Consider the following 24,526-nt stretch of genomic DNA (forward strand, 5'->3'; position numbering starts at 1 on the left):
GAGCGACGCGGGCGTCGGGGCAGGCGGTAGCCGGCCCGCGGGCCCGGGGAAGCGACGGGATGCAGGGGGAAGCGGCGGTGCGAGGTGTGCCGCGGCGGGCCGGTGGGCTCAGCCGGAGCCGGCCCGGCGGGCGGTGCGCCCGGAGACCTGCACCCGGTCGATCCGGCCGGTGGCCCGGTCCCGGTGGAAGTGCCCGCCGGGCTCGGGGAGGCCGGTGTCGGGGGCGATCAGGTCGTACGAGAGGTCGGCGTAGCAGCGCAGCGGGATCGGCGGGTCGCCGTCCACGGAGAGGGTGGCGGGGCCGTCCCCGGCCGGTTCGACCCGGTAGCGGACCGAGCCGTTGCGGTAGTCGCCCGCGCACTCGGCGACGGCCGCGGGGTCGGCGAGGGCCACCGGCCGGCCCGCGCCCACCGGCTCGATCGCGGCGGGCACCCGCAGGCCGGCCGTCTCCGCCAGGTCGGCGGCGAGGGCCCGCCAGAGCGCGGTGGCGGCCCCGGCGTTCCCGGTGAAGGCGACCACCACACCGCTGTCCGGGTCGGCCCGCAGGTGACAGGAGGTGCCCATGGCGTTGCCGTCGTGGCCGCACCACAGCCGTCCGTGCCGCCGGTAGAGGGCCACGCCGGTGCCCCAGTCGTCCGCGAGCGCTCCCGGGCGGGCTCCCGGTTGCGGGCGGCGCATCCGCCCGGCGACGTCCGGGGGCAGCACCTTGGACCGGCCGACCAGGGCGGCGCCGAGCGCGGCGAGGTCCGCGGCGCTCGCCAGCAGGGCGCCGGCCGGGGCCTCCAGCGGGGCCAGGTTCTGCCGGACGGCCCTGGGCAGGCCGGTCGCGGCGTTGAGCGCGTGTCCGGCGGCGACCGGGCGCCCCGGTATCGCCGTGTCGGTGAACACCGCCGTGGTGCCGAAGGGTTCGAGCAGCAGGGCGCGTACCGCCTCGTGCCAGGGCATCCCGGTCACCGTCTCGACCAGGCGCCCGGCGGCGACGTAGCCGGCGTTGGAGTAGGAGAAGCCGGTGCCGGGCGGGAACAGCGCGTCCCCGGCGGTGCACACGGCGGTCAGGTAGCGCGCCGCGGTGGTCCCGGCGGCGGCGTCGGAGTCGGGTCCGGTGGGCAGTCCGCCGGTGTGGCCGAGAAGTTGACGAATCGATACTTCAGGTAGCTGACGGAACTCCGGCAGGTGCTCGGCGACCGGTTCGTCGAGGTCCAGGTCGCCGTCGTCGGCGAGCAGCATCACCAGGGCGGCCGTGTAGGGCTTGGTCAGCGAGCCCACCGGCACGACGGTGTCCTCGGTGAACGGCGCGCCCGTGCCGGTGTCGGCCACACCGGTGTGCAGGGCCACGGTCTCCGAGCCGGTGTCCAGCACCAGTTGGGCGCCGGGCACCCGGTGGGCACGCGCGAGCACGTCGAGCCGGTGCTGGAGTTCACCGCGCCGGAGGAGCGGCACACGTTCCCGGACGGGCGCCGGGCTGGGATACGGCATGACGGAAGCTCCCGTTGACTGGTTCTCGGGTGCGGGCGCGCCGGGCGCCCGCGGTGGAATTGCGGATTGGAGTGCGGCACAGCGGGAATTTTCCGGCCGCGGGCCCCGCCCGGCTCAGGACGTGCGGGTACGAGGGGAATCGGCGCGGGCCGCGCCGGTGGCGGTCGGCCGTCCCGGGAATCCCCGGTCACCCGCGCCGGGGCGCCGCACCCGCCCGGAGCCGTTCCGGCGCCGCTCCCACGTGTCCGGACCGGACGGTGCGAATGCGACCCGAATTCCCCGCCGCGCGGGGAACGGCGAACCGGGGAACGGTCCACGGTGAACCGTGGACGACCGAATACTCACCCCGCCGGCGCGACCGGACAGAAACCCGGCCACCGCCGGCCGACTGCTCCCCCGGCCCCCACCTGCGCGTTCGCCGTCACCGGCATGTCCGATCCCCCTTTTTGCGAACCGCCCCCGCAACCGCGGCGCGGAACGCGCCGACACGGCCGGAGAGCCGCACAATCCCTGCCGTCCCGAACGTCCGGACGACGAACGCGCAACAGTCTTCACGGCGGATCAGCCGCTCGCAACCCCCTTCGATTGAACGGAAAGCGACCGCACCCGGAATCGGAACCGCAAAATCCCTGGTGCGACTCGCGGCCCTGCCTGCGACGTCGGATCAGCACCGTGAATTCTTTGGCCGAAAATATGACATCAGAACCTCACCATTCACTCGAACAGTTATTCGCGATTATTCGAGTGAATTTTCGGGCACCTGTGACGGCTGTGCCGGAATTCACCGGCTGGGCCGCCTGTGCACCGGCGGCCCGGCGACCACCCCCGCCGTCCACCTCCGCGCCACCTACGGGAAACGCGGCGGCGGCCCCTGCGAGCCGGCCGGGTACTCCTCCAGCGGCACCAGGTCCCGCTCCCAGCCGGACAGCACGGGTTCGAGCACTCGCCAGGCCTCCTCGGCCTCGTCGCCGCGGATCGACAGCGCCGGGTCCCCGTTCAGGACGTCCAGCAACAGCCGCCCGTACGCGGGCAGTTCCTGCGGTTCCATCCGCGCGGTCAGCGAGACCGGGGCCAGCTCGTGGGCGTGGGCGCCGATGCCCGTCAGGTCCAGGGTCAGTCCCTCCGGCTCCAGCTCGAACCGCAGCACGTTGGGCGCGGCCGCCCCGCTGTGGCCGAACGGCAGGTGGGGCACCGGGCGGAAGTGCACCGCGACCTCCTTGCGGTCCTCCCCCAGCGCCTTGCCGCTGCGCAGCCGGAACCGCGTCCCGGCCCACCGCCAGCTCTCCAGCTCCAGCTCCACCTCGGCGAAGGTCTCGGTGCGGCGCTTCGGGCTCACCCCCTCCTCCTCGACGTAGGAGGGCACCTCGCGGTCCCCGATCCGGCCGGCCAGGTAGCGGGCCCGCCGGGTGCGGTGCAGCACGTCGTTCCCGGTGAGCGGCCGCACCGAGCGCAGCACGTCCACCTTCCGGTCCCGCAGGTCCCGTTCGCCGAGCGTGATCGGCGGCTCCATGGCGACCAGGCAGAGCAGTTGCAGGAGGTGGTTCTGGATCATGTCCTTGAGCGCGCCGACGTGGTCGTAGTACCCGGCCCGCCCCTCCAGCGCCAGCGTCTCGTCCCAGGTGATGTCCACCCGGGAGATGTGGGTGCTGTTCCAGATCGGCTCCAGCACCCGGTTGGCCAGCCGGCTGCCGAGGACGTTCTGGACGGTCGTCATGGCCAGGAAGTGGTCGACCCGGAACACCGCCCGCTCCGGCACCAGGTCGGCGAGCAGCCGGTTGAGCTCCTGGGCGCCGGCCAGGTCCTCGCCGAACGGCTTCTCCAGCACGATCCGGCTGCCGGCCGGCAGGCCCGCCGCGTGCAGGGCGGTGATCACCGAGGGGAAGAGCGCCGGCGGGAGGGCGAGGTAGACGGCCACCGGTCCCTCGCCGGCCACCACCGCGGCCACCTCGGCCGGGTCGGTGACATCGGCCCGCCGGTAGTCGACGGCGGCCGCCACCGCCTTCCGCGCGTCGGCCGGGAGGTCGCCGCCGTGCTGGTCGAGCCGGTCGGCGGCCCACCCGCGGTAGTGCTCGGTGACCCAGTCCTCCCGGCTGGCCGCGGTCACCCGGAGCCGGTCGCCGACGTGTCCCGCCGCCCGCAGGGCGGCCAGCGCCGGCAGCAGGAAGCGGGCGCTGAGGTCCCCCGTCGCGCCGAGGACGGCGAGCCGGTCGATCATCCTCGCCCACCCGCCTTCGCCCGGCCGATGCTGACGCCACTGGCGATGATCCCGATGTGACTGAACGCCTGGGGGAAGTTGCCCATGAACTCTCCTGTGGACGGGTCGATCTGCTCGGACATCAGCCCCAGCGGGCTCGCCCGGGAGCACAGCGAGACGTACAGCTCCTCCGCCTCCCCGATCCGGCCCTGGCCGACCAGGTTGTCGACCAGCCAGAAGCTGCACAGCACGAAGGCGCCCTCGTCGCCCGGCAGGCCGTCCGGGGACTCCTCGTGCAGGTAGCGGTGGAGCAGCCCGCCGCCGGCCGAGAGGCGCTCGGCGACGGCGGCGGCGGTGGCCACCATCCGCGGGTGCCCGGCCGGCACCACCTGGCGCAGCGGCAGCGCGAGCAGGCTCGCGTCCAGCGCCCCGCCGCCGTCCAGGTGGGCACTGAGGGTCCCGGCGTCCTCGTCCCAGGACTGCTCCAGGATGAGCCGGCGCAGTTCCTCGGCCGAGGCCCGCCACCGGTCGGTCCCGGCGGGCAGGCCGAGCCGCTCGCCGATCTGCGCGGCCCGGTCCAGGGCCACCTGGCACAGGCCCGCCGAGTACGTGAACACCCGGCCCTCGCTGCGCACTTCCCAGATGCCCTGGTCGGGCCGGCGCCAGGCCTGCCCGGCGGTGTCGGCCAGGCCGGCCAGGCCCGCCCACAGCGCGGGCTGGATCTCGCCGCCGGCCCGCAGCCACTGGTCGGCGCAGTCCAGGATCTCGCCGTAGACGTCGTGCTGGCGCTGGTCGGCCGCGCCGTTGCCCCAGCGCACCGGGGCGGAGCGCTGGTAGCCCTCCAGCTCCCCGTCCTCGACCTCGTCCGGCACCGGGCCGCCCCTGAGGTCGTACATGATCCGTGGCCGCCGGCTGGACTCGAAGGCGTCGAGGACCCAGCCCAGGAAGGCGTCGGCCTCGCCGCGGAAGCCGATCCGGCGCAGCGCGAACACGGCGAACGCCGCGTCGCGGATCCAGCTGTAGCGGTAGTCCCAGTTGCGGATGCCGCCGATCGGCGCGGGCAGCGAGGAGGTGGGTGCCGCGACCAGGGAGCCGTTGGCCCAGTCGTCGCAGAGCTTCAGCGTGATCGCGGCCCGCCTGACCAGCGGTTCCTGGGGGCCGTCGTACGCGAAGTGCCGCATCCAGCGGCGCCAGGCCTCGGCGGTGCCGCGCAGCGTCGCGTCGGTGTCGAAGCGGTGGTGCCGGTGGAAGCGGCCCCAGGAGAGCACCAGGTCCAGCCGTTCGCCCTGGCGCAGTTCGTGGGTGCCGTGCGGGCCGGTCAGCGGACGGTTGGAGCGCAGGTGCAGCCGCAGGTCGGGGCGCCGGTTCGGCCGCACCTCCAGTCCGCTGAACAGGGCCCTGGTCTGCGCGCCGCCGCGCGGCTCCAGCTCCGCCCGCAGGCGCACCGTCCCGTCCAGCACCACGGCCGAGCGCACCAGTTCGGCCCGGTCGGCCGGTGCGTCGTCGGTGAGGTCGGCGCCGGAGCGCAGGGTCAGCGCGTCGGTGACCCGCACCAGGCCGGTGGGGCCGCGCAGTTCGGTGACCAGGACGCCGGTGTCCGGTTCGTAGCGCTGTCTGGCCTCCACCAGGCCCTCGGGGGCGAGTGTGAACTGCCCGCCGCGGGCGTGGTCCAGCAGTCCGCAGAACAGCGGCTCGGAGTCGAAGCCGGGCAGGCACATCCACGGGATGGTGCCGTCCAGGCCGACCAGCGCGGCGGTCGTACCGTTCCCGATGAGGCCGAGGTCCTCCAGCGGCAGGTAGCCGTGGCGCCGGGTGACCGGCCGGAACGGTGGATCGGGGTCGTACATGCCGCCTCGCTTCCGCAGCTCCGGGGGAACCGGCCGTCGGGGAGGTCGCCCCGGTGCCGCCCGGAAGGTGATCGTCACCCTGACGATCCGGACGACGGCGTCGTCCGGTCCCGGCCGCGCGACCGACAGCTCCCACGTTCCCGGAGATCGGGCCGGTCCGCGATTCGGCCGCTCCGGCAGCGGGTGCCTTCCGGGGAAAGCACCTGCTAGCGTCTGAGCGCAGTGACGGACGGCGGAGGTTGCTGTGGTTGACAGGGGCGCGGAGCGGGCGTTCATCGGGTCGTTCACCTCGACGGGCGGGCGCGGCATCGTCCTGGCCGCGGTCGATCCCGACACCGGGGCGCTGACCGCCACCGGGGTGGTCGAGGCCACCGACCCGTCCTACCTCACGGTCGCGCCCGCGCAGGGCGGCCCGGTGCTGTACGCCGTCTCCGAGACGGCGCCGGGCGCGGTCACCGCCCACGACGTCTCCGGCCCCGTGCCCCGGCCGCTCGGCGCCCCCGTACCGGTGGACGGGGACCACCCGACCCACCTGAGCGTCACCCGGGGCCACCTGCTGACCGCCAACTACGGCTCCGGCAGCCTCAGCGTGCTGCCGCTCGACGCCGACGGCACCCCCGAGGCCGCGAGCAGCGTGCTCCAGCACCGGGGCAGCGGGCCGCACCCGGACCGCCAGCGGGGCCCTCACGCCCACCAGGTGCTCCCCGACCCGTCGGGCCGCTGGGTGCTCGCCGTCGACCTCGGCACCGACTCGGTGCGGGTCTGCGCCCTGGACCGGGCGGCGGGCGGGCTGACCGTGCACCAGGAGATCGCGCTGCCGCCCGGCACCGGCCCCCGGCACCTCGCCTTCCACCCCGACGGCCGCCACGTGTACGTGCTCGGCGAGCTGCGCCCGGTCGTGACGGTCTGCCGCTGGGACGCCGACGCCGGGGCGCTCGAACCGGTCGCGGAGGTCCCGCTGTTCCCCGACGGCGTCCAGGGCCCGGTCTCCCCGTCGGCCCCGGTGGTCTCGCCCGACGGCCGGTTCCTGTGGGCGGCGGAGCGCGGCACCGACACCATCGTGGTGCTCGCCCTCGACGGGACGGGCGAGCGGGCCCGGGTGGTCACCTCGGTGTCCTGCGGGGGCCGCTGGCCGCGCGACCTGGTGCTGGGCCCTTCGGGCACCCGGCTGTACGCGGCGAACGAGCACTCCGGCGACGTCACCTGGTTCGACGTGGACGCCACCACGGGCGTCCCCCGCCGGGCGGGTTCGCTGGCCGTCCCGTCGGCGTCCACCGTCCTCTTCGCCTGAGCTCAAGCCCGAACCCGAACCCGGTCTTGGGCCCGGGGCCGGGCACCGGATCGCTCACTGCCCGCCGTCGCGGACCACCACCACAGGGACGGTGGCGTGCCGGGTGCAGTGCTGGGCCACCGAGCCCAGCAGCATCCCGGTGAAGCCCCCGAGGCCCCGGCTGCCGACCACCAGCAGGTCCGCTCCCCTGGCCGCGTCGACCAGGGCGCCCGCCGGGGTGCCGTAGCGCGCCTCGGCGCGCACCTCGACCGGCGGCTTCTCCCCCACCGCCTGTTCGACGGCCCTGGCCACCTCCTGGCGCGCCCGGCCCTCCAGCACCGCCTCGTCGGTGGCCGCCGGGGGGAACCAGCCGCGCGCGCCGTGGTAGGTCGGGTACTCCCAGGCGATCACCGCCTCCACCACGCCGCCGGTCAGCTCCGCCTGGCGCACGGCCCGGCGAAGCGCCAGGTCGGACGACTCCGACCCGTCCACCCCGACCACGATGCGGCCCTTCCCCTCAGCCTGGTCAGCCATGTCTCCTCCTCGACTCGACGGTGGCGGGGTCCGCACGGGTCCGTGGTCCGCCGTCACCGGGCTCGGAGTCCAGCCTCCTGCCGACCACGCGGGGTGCGCAGTCCGGCAGGTCCGGACCGGGCCCCGGGGCTCCGTCCGGACCTGCCGGCGGGTGCGCGGCGGTCCCGCGCCCGCTCCTCGGCGGCCCCGAGTGGAAGCCTTCTGATGAAAACGGATATCGTTTCGCCGGAACCTCGCGCCGGACGGTTGCAGAGTCATATGGACATGACAAACACTGACGGCAAGCGGGACCTCGAACGCGCGGGGACACGGCGGGAGTCGGGATGCGAGTGGATGCGGCGCTGGCCGACACCTGGGTGGAGCGCTGGGAGCGCCAGCAGGAGCGGTACGCGGTGGAGCGCGAGGAGCGGTTCACCGTCATCGCCGACGTGCTGGAGCAGGTCGTCGGCCCCTGCGAGCGGCCGCTCGTCGCGGACCTCGGCAGCGGCCCCGGATCGCTGTCCGCCCGCGTCGCGGCCCGGCTGCCGCACGCGGAGATCGTCGCGGTCGACATCGACCCGCTGCTGCTCGCCCTCGGCAGCGCCAGACACCCGCAGATCAGCCGCTGGGTCGAGACCCTGATCGGCCGTCCCGGCTGGATCGGAGAGCTCGGACTCGACCGGCCGCTGGACGCCGTGATGTCCACCACCGCGCTGCACTACCCGCCGCCGGACGCCCTGCTCGGCATCTACCGCGACCTCGCGGGCGCGCTGCGCCCCGGCGGCCTGCTGGTCAACGGCGACCACCTCATCCCCGAGGACCGCTCCCTCGCCGAGCTGGCCCTCGCGGTCGGCCGGCGCCGCGCCCAGCGGCTGGGCACCGGCACCGCCGAGGACTGGTCCCAGTGGTGGGAGGCCGCCGGCCTGGTCCCCGAGTTCGCCGACCTGCTGAGCGCCCGCGCCCGACAGTTGCCCCCCAGCGACGGCACCGGCAACGGCCTGTCCGCCGCCCAGCACGGCGAACTGCTCCGGATGGCCGGCTTCCGCCAGGCCGGCTCCGTGTGGCAGTACGGCACCAGCTCGGTCGTCGTCGCCCTGCGCTGACCTCCGGCTGCCGGGCCCCGGAACCGGCCAACTCGCCAAGCGGAGCCCCGAGTTACGCATAGGCACAGTCTTTGCGACGGCGTGACACAAATCCCTGTCGATCACAGGTGGAAACAGTTACCGTTTCCCTCGGTCGCCGACGCCCGCCACGGTGGAATCCGCGCACGGGGTCCGACCGCACGCGCGCCTGCCGACGCGCGAACCGCCGGGGACGCCGGCCGACACGGGGCAGCCTGTCGGTGGCGGCATGCCCCCTTCCCGCCGACTTCCCACCATGGAAAGCTGTTTCGCATGCGGCTTCTACCGCTGTATCTCGAACCACGGCTGGAGCCCAGGCTCCGATCCCTCCTGGAGCAACACGACTTCCTGCACACCCTGGTCGACGCCCTGGGCTCACCGCTCAACCTGCTCCTGCCCGGGCAGATCGCGGACAACCTGGCACGCTTCCGGGCCGTCTACCGCAAGCACCACCTGAACGGCCCGATCCACTTCGCCCACAAGACGAACCGCTCCAGCGCCCTGGTGCGCCGGCTCGCCGCCACCGAGGCGGGCGTGGACGTCGCCTCGCTCTCCGAACTCCAGCACGCCCTCGGCGCCGGTTTCACCCCCGAGCGGATCATCGCGACCGGCCCCAAGACCCGCGAGTTCCTCTGGCTGGCGGCCCGCACCGGCGTCACCGTCCACCTCGACTCCCGGGCCGAACTCGACGAGCTGGCCGACCTGGTGCGCGCGCACCGGCTGCCCCCGGTGCGCGTCATGCCGCGACTGTCCGGCTTCCTGGCGCCGGGCGTCACCGTGCTCACCAGGCCGAGCCGCTTCGGCTCCGACGTCGGCGAACTCGACGGCCTGCTCGACGCGGTCGAGCACCACCGGGACGCCGTCGAACTGACCGGCGTCGGCTACCACCTGGACACCACCGGCGTGGCCGAGAAGGCCGTCGCCCTGGAGACCTGCCTCAGGGTGATGAACGAGTGCCACCGCCGGGGCCTGCGCCCCCGCACCATCGACATCGGCGGCGGCTTCGGCGTCAACTACCTGGCCGACGCCGTCCAGTGGGAGCGGTACACCAGCGAGCTGACCGACGCCGTCCTGGGCCGGCGCCCCGCCCTGACCTGGCAGGGGCACGGCTACGGGCTGCGCAACGAGTCCGGCACCCTGCGCGGCGCCCTCGGCCTCTACCCGGCGCACCGCCCGGTGGCCGCCGAGGCCTACCTGGACGAACTGCTCTCGACCCCGGCACCCACCCTCGGACGGCCGCTCGCCACCCTGCTGCTGGAGGGCATGTACGACCTGGCGGTGGAACCGGGCCGGGCGCTGGCCGACCAGTGCGGGGCGACCCTCGCCCGCGTCCTGGAGGTCCGGCACACCCCGGCCGGCGAGTGCCTGGTCCGGCTGGAGATGAACGCCAGGGACGTCGGCCTGGAGGAGCACGGGGTGCTGATGGACCCGGTGCTGCTCCCCCGGCCCGGCGCGCCCACCGCGCCGGACGGCCCGGTCGGCGTCCACCTGATCGGCAACCTCTGCCTGGAGACCGACCTGATCACCCGCCGCACCGTCTTCCTGCCCCGCCTGCCCGTACCCGGCGACCTGCTCGCCTTCGCCAACACGGCGGGCTACCTCATGGACTTCAGCGCCGGCCAGGCGCTCCGCCAGCCCGTCGCGCGCAAGGTCGCCGCGTACCGGCAGGACGGCGCCTGGCGCTGGCGCCTCGACGAGCAGTACTGGCCCGTCGACGTGACGGGCACCGCGGGACGACGGGGGGACGGACGGGCATGAGGTACGACAGCATCACCGACGCGATCGGCGACACCCCGCTGCTCCGGATCGACCCGGCGGTGACCGGCCTGCGCGCCATCGACCTGTACGCCAAGCTGGAGATGCTCAACCCCTTCGGATCGGTCAAGGACCGCGCCGCCTGGAACATGACCCGCGACGCGCTCCCGGCCGCCGTCGAACGCGGCGACACCATCGTCGAACTGTCCAGCGGCAACACCGCCAAGGCGCTCGCCCTGATCGCCGGGATACACGGACTGCCGTTCAGGAGCGTCACCAACCGGATGAGGGTCCCCGAGATCAAGGACCTGCTCCTGCTGCTCGGCGCGCAGATCGAGGAACTGCCCGGCCGCACCGAGTGCCTCGACCCGACCGACACCGACGACCCGCTCACCCGCATCCACCGGATGCTCTCCGAGGCGGACTCCGGCTACCTGCACACCGACCAGTACTACAGCCGGCTCAACGTCGACGCGCACGTCACGGGCACCGGCCCGGAGATCGTCCGCGACCTCGACGGCCGCGCCCCCGACCACTTCGTCGCCTGCGTCGGCACCGCCGGCTCGTCCACCGGCGTGGCCGGCGTGCTGCGCGCCCACAACCCGGACGTGGAGGTGCTCGGACTGGTCGCGCACAAGTCCGACTTCATCCCCGGCATCCGCACCATCGACGAGGTGCACGAGGTCGGGCTGTTCGACCCCGGCACCTACGACGCCATCGCGTCGGTCACCGCCGACCAGGCCATCGACGGCATGCTCACCCTGCTCCGCCGCTGCGGCCTGCCGGCCGGCCCCACCGGCGGCGGCGCCTACTTCGGCGCGCTGCGCCACCTGCGCACCGTGGACGCCGAGTTGACGGAACGCGGAGCCGGCGAGCGGCACACCGCCGTCTTCATCGTCTGCGACCGGGTGGAGAGCTACCTGAGCTACCTGCGCCTGCGCCGGCCCGAGCTGTTCAACCAGCCCCCGCGCCCGAACTCGGTCGGCACGCTGACCCAGGACGAGCTCGCCGCCGCCCGGTCCGTCGACGTCGACGCCGCCCGCAAGTGGATCGCCGAGGAGCGGCCGCTGGTGGTCGACCTGCGCGGCCCGTTCGCCTACGCGGCGCTGCACATCGAGGGCTCGGTCAACATCGTCGACGAGCTCTTCGACGAACTCCTGCACGGCGGCCTGCCGTTCGGCACCCACCAGCCCGTCCTGCTGGCCTGCCCGGTCGGCGAGAAGTCGCTCCGGTACGCGGCACTGCTCACCCGGATGGGACACCGGGACGCGCGCAGCCTCGCGGGCGGCGTCATCGGCTGGCGGGACGCGGGCGCCCCGCTGGTGCGGGACTGAACGGAGGCGGGCCATGACCACCCTCGACGAACTCCACGACTGGCACCGGGAGCTGCGGGCACAGTTCCCGATCATCACCGACAACCCCGACCAGGCGTACCTGGACAGCGCGGCCACCTCGCAGAAGCCGCTGGCGGTGCTCGACGCCGTCCGGCACTACCTGACCACCGCCAACGCCAACGCCGGGCGCGGGACGTACACCTGGGCCAACGCCACCACCGCGCTGGTCGACCGCACCCGCGGCAGGGTCGCCCGCTTCCTCGGCGACCCGGCACCGCTGGACCGCTCCGGCGTCCACTTCGTCAGCGGCGCCACCGAAGGGCTGCGCACGGTGGCCAGGGACTGGCTGCCCGGGCACCTGCGGGACGGCGACGAGATCATCGTGCCGTTCGCCGACCACCAGGCGAACGCGCTGCCCTGGCTGGAGGCCCGGCAGCTGCTGGCCGGCCGCGGCACCCACGTCACGGTCCACGAGCTGCCGTACGACCCGTCCTCGCACGACTACGACCACACCGCGCTGGCCGGACTCGTCACGGAGCGCACGGCGTTCGTCGCCGCCACCCACGTGCACCACGTGTACGGCGGCGACATGAACGTCCACCGGATCCGCGCCGCGGTCGGCCCCGAGGTGCCGATCTGCCTGGACGCCGCCCAGAGCGTCGGCCACCTGCCGGTCGACGTCGCCGCCCTGGACGTCGACTTCGTGGTCTTCTCCGGGCACAAGACGATGGCGCTGCCCGGCACCGGCGCGGTCTGGGCCCGCAACACCCGCGGCCCGGTCTTCGCCCCCGGCGGCTGGGCCGGCACGCCCAACACCTGCGGGATCGCCAGCCTGGAAGCCGCCCTCGACTGGCTCGACGCCGCCGGACCGGAACGCGTCCGGCGCTGGAACACCGCCCTGGCCGCCCGGCTCACCGACGGGCTGCGCACCCTCGCGCCGTACGAGGTCCTCGGCTGCCAGCTCAGCCTCGCGGCCGGCTCCGAGGTCCAGCAGCGCGAGGGCATCGTCACCTTCCGCCACCGCGGCATCCCCTCCAACGACCTCGGCTTCGTCCTCGCCAGCCACGGCCTGATGGTCCGCGCCGACGGCCACTGCCAGGGCCGGGCCGGGGAGCGCGACAGCTCGGTGCGGGTGAGCCTGCACGCCTACAACGGCCCGGAGGAGGTGGACCGGCTGCTCTCCGTCCTGGCCGGGCTGTAGGGCGCGTCCTGATCGGCCGTCACATCCGCTGGAGGTTCCGCACCAGTCCGGTCATCTTCGGCGAGGGGGCGACGTTGAGCTCCCGTTGCAGGAACGAGCGGTAGTGCTGGTAGGAGCGCAGCGCGCTGGCGAGGTTGCCCTCGGCGAGGTGCACCTCGACCACGATCCGGTGGGCCGTCTCACGGACGGGGTCGATGGCGATCGCCGCCAGCGCGGTCTGGAGGGCCGGCAGGTAGCGCTCCGCGTCGCACAGTTGGTGAGCCAGCCCCTCCAGGGCGTACAGCCTCAGCTGGTCCCACCGTTCGCGTTCCGGCGTCAGCCACTCCTCCTCCCAGCCCGGGAGGAGTTCGGCGGCGAGGTCGTCCACGAGTTCGTCGCAGCCGGCCGGCAACCGGTCGAGCCCGGCCACGACCTGTCGTGCGGAGTTCCGGGCGGAGCGCAGGTCCACCCGGACCTCCGGCTTGAGGCGGAGCCACTGCCCTGAAGTCTCGATCGGTATGGCCGGACCCCGCCGCCTCGCGTGGTAGAGCGCGGTGCGCAGGTTCGCGCCCGCACGGCACTGCGTGCAGTCCGGCCAGAGCCGTTCGGCGGCCGCGGCGCGCTGGACGCCGTCGTCGTGCAGGGCGAGGAAGGCCAGCAGGTGCTGGGCACTCACCGGGAGGGAGACAGCGCCTCCCGCGTCGGTGGCCTCGAAGCCCCGCAGCAGTTCGATGCGCGGACCGTCCCACAACACACCCCCACTCTGCCGCGACGGGCCGTCGCCCGCACCCGTTCGGGCGCGCCCCGGTTGCGGCCGAGGCGCGTCACCGCCGTGTTCCGTCCGGTCCCGGATCAGCGTCGCGCCGGCGTCGTACGGATGGTACGGAGGCGTCACGGAGATGCCGCCCGGGCGTCACGGCCGCCGTCGCCGACCGTCACGGTGCTCACCGCCACCGGCCGCCCGACACTCCAATGGCCCGCCGCCGAACGGGTGTTGGAGAAGAAGTCGGCACCTCGCGGACACCCGTGGCGGTCCGCGGACGCGCCGACGGTCACCGGGTGTGCATCCGCGGGGCCCGGCCGCGAAACACGGCCACGGCGGTTCCGCCACGAGGACGCGACGCCCCCGCGACGGCACCCGCCCGCCCGCCGCGACGCTCCCCGGCACACCCGCGCGACGGCCGTCTCGTTGACTGGCAGCACCTGCCGCGGGGCCTTCGCGACAGGGCGACCGGCGCCCACCGCCCAGCGCGGTGCGACCGTCCGGCCGCGGCACGACACACACCGCTCGGCGGGGCACACCCGGTGCCCCCGCCCGACACCGGGAAAGGTGAGGCCGCATGAAGGCCAGATCGGTGCTGCGCGACGTCCGCGCCCCCGAGGGCGAACTCCTCGGCGACCCGGCCGTGTGCATCGCCGTCCTGGACGGTCCCGTCGACCTGTCGCACCCCTGCTTCGACGGCGCGGACCTCACCCGGCTGGACACCCTCGTCGCCGAGCCGGCCGGAACGGGCCCGATGTCGCTGCACGGCACCCATGTCGCGGGCCTGCTCTTCGGCCGGCCGGGCAGCCCGGTGACCGGGATCGCCCCGCGCTGCCGCGGACTGATCCTGCCGGTCTTCACGGACGCGGGCGAGGGACGGGTGCCCCAACTCGACCTGGCCCGGGCCGTCGAACGCGCCGTGCAGGAGGGTGCGCACATCATCAACATCAGCGGTGGCGAACTCGGCCGGGACATCCAGCCGGACCCCCTGCTGGAGCGGGCGCTGCGGCTGTGCGACAAGAGCGGGGTCCTGGTGGTCGCGGCCGTCGGCAACGACGGCTGCGACTGCGCCCAGGTGCCGGCCGCCGTCCCGACGGTGCTCGCCGTCGGCGCGGCCGGCCCCGACGGCGAACCTCTGGACATCAGCAACTGGGGCTCCGCGTACGCCGCCCACGGCGTTCTCGCCCCCGGGAGCGATGTCGAGGGGGCCGCCCCCGGCGGGGGGAGCGCGGCCCTGACCGGCAGCAGCTTCGCCACCCCGCTGGTGTCCGGAGTCGCCGCCCTGCTGGTCGGCGCCCAGGTACGCGCGGGGCGCCCGCCCGACCCCCGGGCGGCCGGTCAGGCCCTCCTGCGGGGGGCGCGGTCCGCACCCTGCGCACCCGCCGACGCGCCGGAGTGCCGCCGCCGGCTGGCCGGCCACCTGGACGCGGCCCGGGCGTACGAGCTGATCACCCGAGGAGACCTGACGGACCATCCGGCCAGTGCCGGAACCACGGCGGACGGCGCCCGCCGCACCACCCCCTCCCCCGAGGCCGGGGTCGCCACGGCCGGCGCACCCCCACTGCTCGGGGCCTCCCCTTACGACTCGCACGAGGGAGCCAGCACCATGGACACCCAGAGTGTTCCCGTCGCCACCGCAGAGGCCGTTCACGCCACCCAGGTCGCACCGGCCGTGCAGGCGGCCCCTGCCGTCCAGGCCGTTCCGGGCCCGGAGGCCGTCCAGGCCTTCCAGGCCGTCCCGGCCGCGCAGACCGCACCGTACGAATCGGTCACCCCGACCGCAGCCGCCGGCGGGGTGCCGGGCGCCGTCCCAGCGGGTGCCGTCCCCGCGGGCGCCACCGCCTCGGGCGCGCAGCCCGCGAGCCCCGCCGCCCCGCCGCCCGCGCCCGCCCCGGCCCAGCCGGCCCCCTGCGCGTGCCAGGGCGGCGGGCCCTCGGCGGCCGGGCCATCAGGTGCCGGGCCCTCGGGTGCCGGGCCGTCCGGCGGCGCACCGGCGGGCGGCGGCGTCCGACCCTCCTGCGCCTCCACCAACAACCGCCCGCTGGTGTTCGCGATCGGCCAGGTCGGCGTGGACTTCCTGACCGAGGCCCGCCGGGACAGCTTCCGCCAGCTGATGGACCCCGTCGAGCGGGACGTCGAAGGGCAGCCCGGCGTGACCAGGGAACTGCCCGCCAATCCGTACGACGCCGAACAGCTGCACCGGTACCTGACCGTCAACCCGTGGGCCTCCGACAAGGTGACCTGGACGCTGAACCTGGAGAGCACGCCGATCTACGCGATGGAGGCCGAACCCTCGGCGGGCATGGACTGGACCAGCAACCCCCTCGTACACCTGGGGGCCACCAAGGACGACGTGGAGGCGATCGTCAACGACCGCTCCAAGCTCGCGGACGCCCTGCTGGCACTCGCCTCGCCCGCTCCCCCGGTGTCCACGATCTACCGGTCGTTCCGGGACGCCTACCTCGGCCAGCACCGGTACACCCAGGACGAGGACGGCTACATCTCGCGGATCTCGATCCCCGGCCGGCTGACCGACCGGACCGTCCGGCTGTTCTCCGGACAGATCGTGCCCGTCGTCGAGGTGAAGAGCCGCGGCGTCTACATCTGGTACCAGAAGCAACTGGTGGACGCCGTGGTGGCGGCCGTCCTGAACCAGGCGCAGCACGACTCGCTGACGATCGACGAGAACTACGTCCGCATGACCATGGACACCTTCCTGGACAAGGTCTACTACCAGTTCCGCAACCTCGGGCAGACCTCCGCCGACCGGGCGCTGAACTCCGCCGGGACGAACGCGTTCTCGGTCGCCGGCCCGATCAGCAAGGCCATGATGCTGGGCCAGAGCATCCCCAGCAGCGCCGCCCGGCAGGCCGGCAGTCCGGTGTCCCTCTACTGCATCGACACCATCTCCGTCGCGAAGAGCCCGTACTGCCGGATGGGATCGGACTGCCAGGACGTGAAGGTGACCTTCTTCGACCCCGAGGACGACCGGCACGCTCGGGTCAGCATGCTGTTCACGATCGACGTCAGCGACGAGTTCCCCGTCACCCTGGCGCCGGCCCACCAGTTCCTCGAGTCCTGAGCACCGGGCACCGTCGGTGCCCACCCCGACAGCACCACCCGGCGCCACCCTCCAGGAGGAGGCGGATCATGAAAACCCCCGCAACGCTCCCCGGGCCCACGTCCAGGCTGCCGGTCCTCGCCGCGCCCGTCCGCAGGGACGGCCGGGACGAGGCCGGCCGACTGCCCGCGGGCCCGGGTGTCGCACCGGCCCGCTCGGCCTGTGCCGGTCTCACCGGCCCGGCCAGGAGCATGTGCTACGCCGCCCTCTGACAGCCCGCCCCGGCGGGCCCGGCGGAGGACGGAGTACAACCAGCACGACGAGAAGGGATGAGCAGAAATGACCAAGGAAGAATTCCGCGAGGAGTACCGGACGTGGTCCCCCACGCCGCAGCTCCCGAAGCTGGCCCCTCCGGTCGACCGCACCGGCCGTACCGGCGGCGCCCTGGGCGAGACCCCCGGCGTCGAAGCCGACTTCGACTGGGGCAAGCTCGCCAGTGGCGTCCTGAGCGCGATCCCGAGCTTCTTCTGATGATGAGGCACCCCGCGCCGGCGACGGGCCCCGACCGGTCCGTCGCCGGCCACCCCACCCGGTGACGCCGCCACGTACGGCCGCCCACCGGAGCACCGAACCGGAGAGGCAGGACCATGTACGAGCAGCCGCCGCCCCAGGTGCCACCGGTCGACCGCGCGGTCGGCTACGACCCGTACCTGAAGGTGATCAAGGAAACCGTCGACATCGGCGCGAGCCGGAACTCGGTCATGCCTCCCATGAGCGTGATCGCCGGATTCACCAGCGGGACGAGAAGGCCGGCCGGCACCGTGGCCGCCGTTCCGAACGCGGCGACTCCGGCCGCCCCGCCGACCGTCCAGATCATGGACGGCCCCGGGGGACTCTACGGCCCCAGCTTCGCGGACCCGGCCCCCTGGGCCTGCGGCGGCGCCCCCACCCCCGGCTGCATGCCGGCACCACCCCCCGCCATCGGAGGCCTGTACTGACCCCTGCCGGCCGCCCCGGGCGGCCGCGTCCCGGGCCTCCCGGCAGGTCCGCCCCGCGCCGTCCGCCCGACGCGACCGGCACACACGAAGGGAAGAGCGACCATGACCCTGGAAGACGTCCGCACGGAGCACCTGGCGTGGTCCCCCACCCCGCAGCTCCCGAGGCTCGCCCCGCCGGTCGACCGCACCGGCCGCACCGGCGGCGCCCTGGGCCAGGGCCCGGGCGTGGAGGCCGACAGCTTCTGGGACACCGCTTTCGACGTCCTCAAGACCGTGGCCCCGGTGGCCCTGGCGGTGCTCTGACGAGATGCACCCACGGACACCACGTCCACGCCGCGCCGGCCGCGAGGCCCACCCGCCTCGCAGCCGGCGCCATCGCGTCCGGTGCGCGCGGCCCCGGCCCGGCGCCGGCCGGGCCCCTCCCCGCGCCGTCAGGACAGGTAGTCCTCCAGCCCGCCGTCACGCCGGATGTCCAGGGTGGCGCAGTGGAAGCCGCCGCCGAGCACCCGGGAGTGCCGCAGCCGGTGCGGCAGGACGGTGATCCCGGCGTGCTCCAGCAGCTTGATCAGGCCCTCCTGACCGGACTCGACGATCGCCGTGTCCGGGGAGACCATCAGCAGGTTCATGCTGATCCAGCTCTCGCTGAGCGCGTGCTCCGGCGCGTCGGCGGAGGGTTCGGCCGGCGGGCACCACAGGACGTCCCAGCCCCGCAGCGGCTCGGGGACGGTCTCCGGGCTGATCCGCTCGGGGTTGAGCAGCACCAGCCCCGGCCGCAGCAGCGTGATGGTGCTGTCGATGTGGGTGTAGCCGTAGACGTCGCGCAGCGGGTGCAGCCGCAGTCCGCCGTCACCGAGCAGGCCGAGGGTGGACTCCAGCCAGCGCAGGCCGAGTTCGTTCCCGCTGCGGGAGACCTGGTAGAACACGTCCCGGCCGAGCCGCAGCACGTTCGCCGCGTCGAAGACCGGCTCGGCCTCGCCCAGCAGCGGCAGCCCGTCCGCGTCGAACTCGAAGAGGTCGTCGGCCAGTTTCGGCCGGGGAGCGGCCAGCCAGCGGGCTCCGCGGCGCAGGTAGTCCTGGAAGAGCGGACGCAGCCCGAAGACCTCGAAGTAGCGCTGCCGCATCGGGCTCGCCACCTCGATCAGGGTCTCGCCGACCACCAGGGTCAGGTCCCGCGGGCAGTAGGAGTGGAAGCCCCCGTCCGCCTTCCACAGCGGGGAGGTGAACTCGGCCGCGTGGTCGACCGCTTCGGGCTGGTGGACGGTGACGCCGAGGCCGCGCAGGGTGGCCGTCAGCGCGTCCAGGTCCTCCTCGGTCTCCTCCACGACCTGCCGCGAGTAGGGTCCGGCCGCGATCGAGGCGAGGTCGGCGGCGCCGGTCTTCGGGAAGCAGGACAGCCAGGAGGACGGCTCGGTCTGCTCGGGCAGCCGGGCGCCGACGGCGGTCCCGACCACGACCTCCCGCAGTGTGGTGAACTCGTCCCAGCTGTGCACCGGACGGGCCGAATCGGACATGACTCCCCCTTGACGCGGGTGTAGGGAAAAGCGGAGAGGACGGTGAACGCGACGGCTCCGCACCGCACCGCCGGGCGGTGGCACCGGGCGACCGCTCGCCGTCGGCGGAGCCGGGCCCCGAGCATGCGGAACCAGCAGTGGAAATCGGAAGGGATTAATCGCCGGACCGGCTCCGGCCGACCACGGCGTACGGGAAATCACCGGCCGGGCAGCCGAATTCGCCTTTCGGGGAGCCGGGATCAACCGTCAAGCTACCCGGACGACCGACGGCGGCGCAAGGACCGTGATCGGCACCGAACACGCCGCCGCAGCGCACCGCCGATCGATCCGCCCGTTGTTCGACCCCCCTGTTCCGACGCTGATCAATAGCCGGGCGAAGAACCGTCCGGCGAAGGACCGCACCCTGGCGGCCGCGGCAGCGGCCCACACCGCTCCGCGCCACCGCCGCCGGGCGCTCGCCACCGTCAGGCGCCCACCGCCGCCCGGCACTCACCACCGCCAGGCCCGGCGGATCCGGCTCCCGCCCGCCATGGCCAGCAGCGCCCCGCCCGCCGCGGCGACGCCGGCCACCGCCAGGTTCTGGCGCTGCGCCCGGCGCCGGTCGGCGGCGGCCGCCCGGGCCGAGGCCGCCAGGAAGGCCCGCTCGACCCCGGCCACGGCCAGTTCCCCGGCCGCCACCCGCCGCATGATCTGCTCCAACCGGACGCCCCGGTAGAGCAGTTCGGGGTCCCGGTCGGTGGCCGCCCAGCCGCGCGCGGCCGCGGTGAGCCGGCGCTGCCGCCACAGCGCCTCACGGCCCTCCGCCAGCCATCCGCGCAGCCGGGGCCAGGCCAGCGGCAGCGCGTGGTGGGACAGCTCGACGGTGTCCCGGTCCACCACCACCAGCCGTGCCCTGACCAGCCGTTCCATCACCTCGGGGACGCCGGGGTCGTCGAACTCGGCCCGCCGGACCGGCTTGCGGGTGCCCTCGTCGCCTCCCGGCACCAGCCCGCCACCCGGCAGCAGGCCGTCGCCGGGCGTCAGCCCGTCGCCCAGGGCCATCGGGCCGCCGGCGGCGTCCTCGCCGGCTCCGAGCAACTCCCCGCCGAGCCGCAGGAACACCGCCCGGGCCCGCGCCTGGTCGGACGCCTCCAGCCCGTTGTACAGCGCCTCCGCCGTCCGGGCCAGCGCGCCCTCGAAACCTCCGGTGGCCTGGAACCCGGCCAGGGTGAGCGCGTTGCCGCTGCGCCGCCGCCAGGTCTCCAGCAGGGCCGCGGACACCAGGGAGAACGCCCCCGGCTGCTGCGCGGCGGTCGAGATCAGGACGGCCAGCAGGGCGCCCTCGACGGTGCATCCCGACCGCAGCGCCGGCTCGGTGATCGCCCGCCGCAGCTCGTCCGGCGCCGGACGCCCCACCGACAGCACCCCGTGCCGGCCGGCCCCGGCCAGCCCCGGGTGCTCGGCGAACAGCGGCCCGCACTGGTCCGAGCGGACCACCAGCACCACCCGGCACCGGTCCGGAGCCGCCACCGGCAGCCCGGCCAGGGCCTCGGCCGGACCGCCCGCGGCCGTCGCCACCAGGGCGTCCAGAAAGCGCGCCCGCTCGGCGGCGTCCCGGCAGCGGGTGCGCAGCTGCTCGCCCTGGTCCACCACCAGCACCGGGTCGCCGGCCGTCGGCCCGTACCCGCCGCGCGTCGCCTCCCCGGCCGGCACCACGCCCCCGGCCGGCACCGTCTCCCCGGCTCGCTGCCCGAGCCGGGCGAGCGCGAGCGCGTACGCCTCCATGGGTCGTTCACCGGGGGTCAGCAGTGCCACCGGGACACCGCCGTCGGCCGGGAGCAGCCCCGTTCCACCCCCGGCCCCGATTCTCCCGGCCGCCCCGCCGACCGCCGGAACCCCGCCGAGCCGGGCCAGCAGACCCGCCCTCACCAACGAGGACGTGCCCGCCCCGGACGGCCCGGAGAGCACCACCAGCCGACGTTCGGCCAGCAGCGCGATCAGCCGGTCCAGCAGCGCCTCACGGCCGAAGAACCGCTCGGCGTCGGCCGCCTCGAACACCGCCGCGCCGGGGTACGGGGCCCGCCCGACGTCCTGGGCGCGCCGCCGGGCGGCGGTGTCGGCGGCCAGTTCGGCGGCGAGCAACTGCCAGCGGTGGCGCCACTCCCGCACGTCCCCGCCGCAGGCCTGCACGTAGGCGAGGGTGACGGCGAGGCTGGGCAGCCGCCGGCCGCCCGCGGCCACCGACAGGCTGGCCGCCGAACAGTGGGCCCTGACCGCGAGTTGGCGGTACGGCGGATGCCCGGCGCGCTCCCGCAGCGCCCGAAGATCGCCCGCGAAGCGCAGCAGTGGCCCGTCCCCCGGGTCCAACGGGCTTTCCCGACGCGGCATTACGGCCCCCTTCTCCATTGAAGCGGTGTCCTGGAATCCCTGGAATCCCTGGTTTCCCACGCGTCACACGCCCCGCGCGTGCCTCGTGCCGATCCCCCCCGGTGATTCATCATGCGCAGCACCGTTGGCGTCAAACATTGGTACGGACGGGTCGGTTGTTCCGAGTTGATGTTCAATGTCCAGCCGCACGGCGCCGAACAAAGCCGGTGGGATAGAACCGGGACCCGCAGCCCTCGCTGACTTCGGAGACATCCATGAAGTTCACGCGGTACTGCCGTTCCCTCCTGTCCACACCCGCGATGGCGGTGGAACGGTACGGCAAGAGCCACCAGTCCGGGGCCGACATCGCCATGGTCGACCTGGAGGATTCGGTCCCACCCGCCCGGAAGGAGGAGGCCCGGCGGCTCGCCGAGGAGTTCTTCGCCCTCCCGTCCGCCAAGCTCGCGCGCAGCGCGGTGCGCATCAACACCCTCTCCGGTCCGGACGGTCTGCGCGACCTGATCGCCGTCACCCGGTACCGCGTCAAACCGGACCTGGTGCTGATCCCGATGGCGGAGTCGCCCCGGGACATCGAGATCGCCGCCGGCGCGCTCGCCGCGGACTGCCCGCAGACGGAGTTCCTGGCCGTCGTGGAGACCCCGCTGGGCATCGAGCACGCGCCCGGCATCGCGGCCGCCGGGCACCGGCTGCGCGGGCTGGTCTTCGGCTCGGCCGACTACGCCTTCGCGGTCGGCGCCCGGCTCTCCTGGGAGGCCCTGGCCCACGCCCGCGCCCGGGTGGTCAACAGCGCCCGCGCCGCGGGGGTGGAGGCGATGGACGCGCCGTTCTTCGAGGTCGCCGACCTCGCCGGGCTGCGCCACGAGGCCGGGCTCGCCCGGGACTTCGGGTTCAGCGGCAAGATCGCCGTCCATCCGCGCCAACTCGCGCTGATCAACGAGGTGTTCAGCCCGGACGAGGAGCTGCTGGCACGCGCCCGCCGGGTGGTCGCGGCGGGTCTGGCGAACGGCCGCTCGGTCACCGTGGTGGACGGGGTGATGGTCGGCATGCCGTTCTTCGAGGCCTCGCAGCGCCTGATCGAGCAGTTCGACCCGCCCCGGCCGGACGAACCCTCCCGGCCGGACGGTGCCGCCCACTCACCTGACCACTCGCAGGACCACTCACCGGACCACCCGCAGGGCCACGCGCCCGCCGACGCCCCGACCCACCTGACGGAGAAGTGACGATGACCGAAGAATCCATCCTCGGCCCGCGCCGGTACCGCAACGCCGAGGCCATGCTGGCCGCCGCCGACCCGGTCTGGCAGGCCGCCGCCGCCAGCGGCCTGATCGGCATCACGGTGGACTCCGAGTCCAACAACCGGCTGATCGTCCGCGAGACCGGACACGAGTTCGCCAACATGGTCTCCTGCGCGTACCTGGGCCTGAACAACCACCCCTCGGTCGCGGCCGCCACGGTCGACGCGCTGACCGAGTCCCGCAGCACCTGGCTGGTCACCTCCACCACCCGGATCCGGCACAACCTGCTGGTGCGCCTGGAGGAGGAACTGGGCGAGCTGTTCGGCGCCCACATCCTGCCGGGCGCCTCCTGCACCTCGCTCACCGCAGGCATCCTGCCACTGGTCGCCTCCGGCCACCTGGACGGCGTCTGCCAGGGCGGCGGCGGGCCCCGGGTGATGGTCTTCGACCGCTTCTGCCACTTCTGCATGGCGTACGTGAAGCCGATCTGCGCGGACGAGTCACTGGTGCTGACCTGTCCGCACAACGACCTGAACTACCTGGAGGACATCTGCCGCAAGTACCCGCGGGTCGCCTACGTGGCCGACGGCGCGTACTCCATGGGCGGCGCCGCGGCCCTCGACGGCCTGCTCGAACTCCAGGACCGCTACGGGCTGTTCCTCTACATCGACGACTCCCACTCGCTGTCCATCATGGGCGAGCGCGGCGAGGGCTTCGTCCGCTCCCGGCTGGAGATGAACCCGCTGACGGTCATCGTCACGAGCCTCGGCAAGGGCTTCGGCACCGGCGGCGGCGTCGCGATGCTCGGCAACCGCGAGCAGTTCGAGTTCCTGCACCGGCACGCCGGCCCGGTCGGCTGGTCGCAGAACATCGCGCTGCCGCTGGTCGGCGCCTCGCTGGGCAGTGCCGCCATCCACCGCTCCCCCGAACTGGCCGACCTCCAGGCCAGGTTGAAGCGCAACATCGACCTCTTCGACGAGCTGCTGCCGACCACCTTCGCGGGCAACGGCCTGCCGGTGCGCCGGATCGACGTCGGGGACGCCGAGCGGGCGGTCAAGCTGTCCGCCCAGCTCTTCGAGCGCGGCTTCTACAGCTCGGCGGTGTTCTTCCCGATCGTGCCCAAGGGCGAGGCCGGACTCCGGCTGATGATGCGCGCCGACATGGACGAGCGGCTGATCCGCGAGTTCGCCGGCCACGTCGGGGAACTCACCGCCGATCTCCGGGACCTGCCGGACTCCAAGGCCTGAGGGGAAGCCGCCATGGACGCGACCGAGCCCACCGGCTACCGGCGGATCGGCGAGCGCCGCTACCGCGAGGTGGTCGGGCGCTACTACGAGGAGTTCGAGGTCGGCGAGGTGGTGGAGCACCGCCCCGGGCGGACCGTCACCGAGCTCGACAACGTGCTGATGAGCATGCTGAGCATGAACGACGCCCCGCTGCACATCGACGCCGCCTACAGCGCGCACACCCCCTGGGGGAAGCCGATCGTCTCCAGCCTGGTGACGCTCAGCATTGTCGGCGGGATGACCGCCCGCTCGACGAGCGGGCGCACCATCGCCAACCTGGGCTGGGAGAACATCCGGATGACCCACCCGGTGTTCACCGGCGACACCCTCTACGCGGAGACCGAGACCCTCGCCACCCGGCTGTCCGAGAGCCGCCCCGGGCAGGGCATCGTGAGCTGCCGCACCACCGGGACGAAGTCCACCGGCGAGGTCGTGGTGGTGTTCGACCGCAGCTTCCTCGTCCCGCTGCGCGGCCACGGCCTGGACGAGGCCGCCGGGTACTGACCCCCGGCACCGGGCCCGACGCGGTGTTGGGGGAAGGGGGAGGGCGACCCCCCACCCACCACCCCACCCCCGCGGCGGAAGTCCCCCCGCAACCTGCCCCCTGTTTCCCCC

General features: G+C 74.2%; 20 protein-coding genes. 13 read left to right on the forward strand and 7 right to left on the reverse strand.

Annotated elements, in window-relative coordinates:
- Positions 1-108 precede the first annotated feature (108 nt).
- From ACZ7C5_RS13780 to ACZ7C5_RS13790, 3 genes are all read right to left on the reverse strand, one after another.
- Positions 109-1,476, reverse strand: a complete 1,368-nt coding sequence (locus tag ACZ7C5_RS13780; protein WP_401082509.1) for a serine hydrolase domain-containing protein — start codon at positions 1,474-1,476, stop codon at positions 109-111.
- An 847-nt stretch (positions 1,477-2,323) separates the two neighbouring features.
- Entirely contained in the window at positions 2,324-3,691 is a 1,368-nt protein-coding gene (locus ACZ7C5_RS13785) for a glucose-6-phosphate dehydrogenase (protein ID WP_470322646.1), read from the reverse strand.
- Entirely contained in the window at positions 3,688-5,517 is a 1,830-nt protein-coding gene (locus tag ACZ7C5_RS13790) for a glycoside hydrolase family 15 protein (RefSeq protein WP_470322647.1), read from the reverse strand. The genes ACZ7C5_RS13785 and ACZ7C5_RS13790 overlap by 4 nt, the downstream gene beginning before the upstream one ends.
- A 244-nt stretch (positions 5,518-5,761) precedes the next feature.
- Between ACZ7C5_RS13790 and ACZ7C5_RS13795 the strand changes: the two genes are divergently transcribed.
- A complete protein-coding gene (locus ACZ7C5_RS13795; protein ID WP_470322648.1) occupies positions 5,762-6,808 on the forward strand; it encodes a lactonase family protein in 1,047 nt (348 codons plus the stop codon).
- A 54-nt stretch (positions 6,809-6,862) separates the two neighbouring features.
- Here the strand turns inward: ACZ7C5_RS13795 and ACZ7C5_RS13800 are convergent, their stop codons facing one another.
- Entirely contained in the window at positions 6,863-7,321 is a 459-nt protein-coding gene (locus tag ACZ7C5_RS13800) for a universal stress protein (RefSeq protein WP_470322649.1), read from the reverse strand.
- A gap of 323 nt (positions 7,322-7,644) precedes the next feature.
- On the opposite strand from ACZ7C5_RS13800, the gene ACZ7C5_RS13805 reads away from it, so the two are divergent.
- The 4 genes from ACZ7C5_RS13805 to ACZ7C5_RS13820 all read left to right on the forward strand — a co-directional run bounded on the left by ACZ7C5_RS13805 (position 7,645) and on the right by ACZ7C5_RS13820 (position 12,711).
- Positions 7,645-8,403: a class I SAM-dependent methyltransferase gene (locus ACZ7C5_RS13805; protein WP_401082520.1), complete on the forward strand. Its 759-nt coding sequence runs from the start codon at positions 7,645-7,647 to the stop codon at positions 8,401-8,403.
- Between the two features lie 291 nt (positions 8,404-8,694).
- Positions 8,695-10,179, forward strand: coding sequence for a Y4yA family PLP-dependent enzyme (locus ACZ7C5_RS13810; RefSeq protein WP_470322650.1), 1,485 nt, complete (start codon positions 8,695-8,697; stop codon positions 10,177-10,179).
- A complete protein-coding gene (locus ACZ7C5_RS13815; protein WP_401082526.1) occupies positions 10,176-11,510 on the forward strand; it encodes a pyridoxal-phosphate dependent enzyme in 1,335 nt (444 codons plus the stop codon). The genes ACZ7C5_RS13810 and ACZ7C5_RS13815 overlap by 4 nt, the downstream gene beginning before the upstream one ends.
- A gap of 13 nt (positions 11,511-11,523) precedes the next feature.
- On the forward strand, positions 11,524-12,711 hold the full coding sequence (locus ACZ7C5_RS13820; protein WP_401082529.1) for an aminotransferase class V-fold PLP-dependent enzyme: 1,188 nt from the start codon (positions 11,524-11,526) through the stop codon (positions 12,709-12,711).
- Between the two features lie 19 nt (positions 12,712-12,730).
- Here ACZ7C5_RS13820 and ACZ7C5_RS13825 read toward each other — a convergent pair whose 3' ends face one another.
- Positions 12,731-13,444 (reverse strand): AfsR/SARP family transcriptional regulator, encoded by a 714-nt coding sequence (locus tag ACZ7C5_RS13825; protein ID WP_401082532.1) that lies wholly within the window; start codon positions 13,442-13,444, stop codon positions 12,731-12,733.
- Between the two features lie 586 nt (positions 13,445-14,030).
- On the opposite strand from ACZ7C5_RS13825, the gene ACZ7C5_RS13830 reads away from it, so the two are divergent.
- The 5 genes from ACZ7C5_RS13830 (at position 14,031) to ACZ7C5_RS13850 (ending at position 17,815) form a co-directional block, all read left to right on the forward strand.
- Positions 14,031-16,535, forward strand: a complete 2,505-nt coding sequence (locus ACZ7C5_RS13830; protein ID WP_470322651.1) for a cyanobactin maturation protease PatG family protein — start codon at positions 14,031-14,033, stop codon at positions 16,533-16,535.
- Positions 16,536-16,603: 68 nt separating this feature from the next.
- Positions 16,604-16,786 carry a hypothetical protein gene (locus tag ACZ7C5_RS13835; RefSeq protein ID WP_470322652.1) on the forward strand — a complete coding sequence of 61 codons (183 nt, stop codon included), beginning with the start codon at positions 16,604-16,606 and terminating at the stop codon, positions 16,784-16,786.
- Between the two features lie 67 nt (positions 16,787-16,853).
- On the forward strand, positions 16,854-17,045 hold the full coding sequence (locus ACZ7C5_RS13840; RefSeq protein WP_401082540.1) for a hypothetical protein: 192 nt from the start codon (positions 16,854-16,856) through the stop codon (positions 17,043-17,045).
- Positions 17,046-17,161: 116 nt separating this feature from the next.
- Positions 17,162-17,512 carry a hypothetical protein gene (locus ACZ7C5_RS13845; RefSeq protein WP_401082543.1) on the forward strand — a complete coding sequence of 117 codons (351 nt, stop codon included), beginning with the start codon at positions 17,162-17,164 and terminating at the stop codon, positions 17,510-17,512.
- A gap of 102 nt (positions 17,513-17,614) precedes the next feature.
- Complete coding sequence (locus tag ACZ7C5_RS13850) at positions 17,615-17,815, forward strand: hypothetical protein (RefSeq protein ID WP_401082546.1); 201 nt, start codon at positions 17,615-17,617, stop codon at positions 17,813-17,815.
- 128 nt (positions 17,816-17,943) lie between these two features.
- Here the strand turns inward: ACZ7C5_RS13850 and ACZ7C5_RS13855 are convergent, their stop codons facing one another.
- Positions 17,944-19,023, reverse strand: a complete 1,080-nt coding sequence (locus ACZ7C5_RS13855) for an inosamine-phosphate amidinotransferase 1 (protein WP_470322653.1) — start codon at positions 19,021-19,023, stop codon at positions 17,944-17,946.
- A gap of 489 nt (positions 19,024-19,512) precedes the next feature.
- Positions 19,513-21,390, reverse strand: a complete 1,878-nt coding sequence (locus ACZ7C5_RS13860; protein WP_470322654.1) for a helix-turn-helix domain-containing protein — start codon at positions 21,388-21,390, stop codon at positions 19,513-19,515.
- 254 nt (positions 21,391-21,644) lie between these two features.
- On the opposite strand from ACZ7C5_RS13860, the gene ACZ7C5_RS13865 reads away from it, so the two are divergent.
- The 3 genes from ACZ7C5_RS13865 to ACZ7C5_RS13875 are packed head-to-tail and all read left to right on the forward strand — an operon-like array spanning position 21,645 to position 24,415.
- On the forward strand, positions 21,645-22,610 hold the full coding sequence (locus ACZ7C5_RS13865; protein ID WP_470322655.1) for an HpcH/HpaI aldolase/citrate lyase family protein: 966 nt from the start codon (positions 21,645-21,647) through the stop codon (positions 22,608-22,610).
- A 2-nt stretch (positions 22,611-22,612) separates the two neighbouring features.
- Positions 22,613-23,872 (forward strand): aminotransferase class I/II-fold pyridoxal phosphate-dependent enzyme, encoded by a 1,260-nt coding sequence (locus ACZ7C5_RS13870; protein WP_470322656.1) that lies wholly within the window; start codon positions 22,613-22,615, stop codon positions 23,870-23,872.
- A 12-nt stretch (positions 23,873-23,884) separates the two neighbouring features.
- A complete protein-coding gene (locus ACZ7C5_RS13875) occupies positions 23,885-24,415 on the forward strand; it encodes a MaoC family dehydratase (protein ID WP_401082559.1) in 531 nt (176 codons plus the stop codon).
- The last annotated feature ends 111 nt before the right edge of the window (positions 24,416-24,526 follow it).

This window comes from Kitasatospora sp. NPDC036993, from assembly GCF_055607525.1.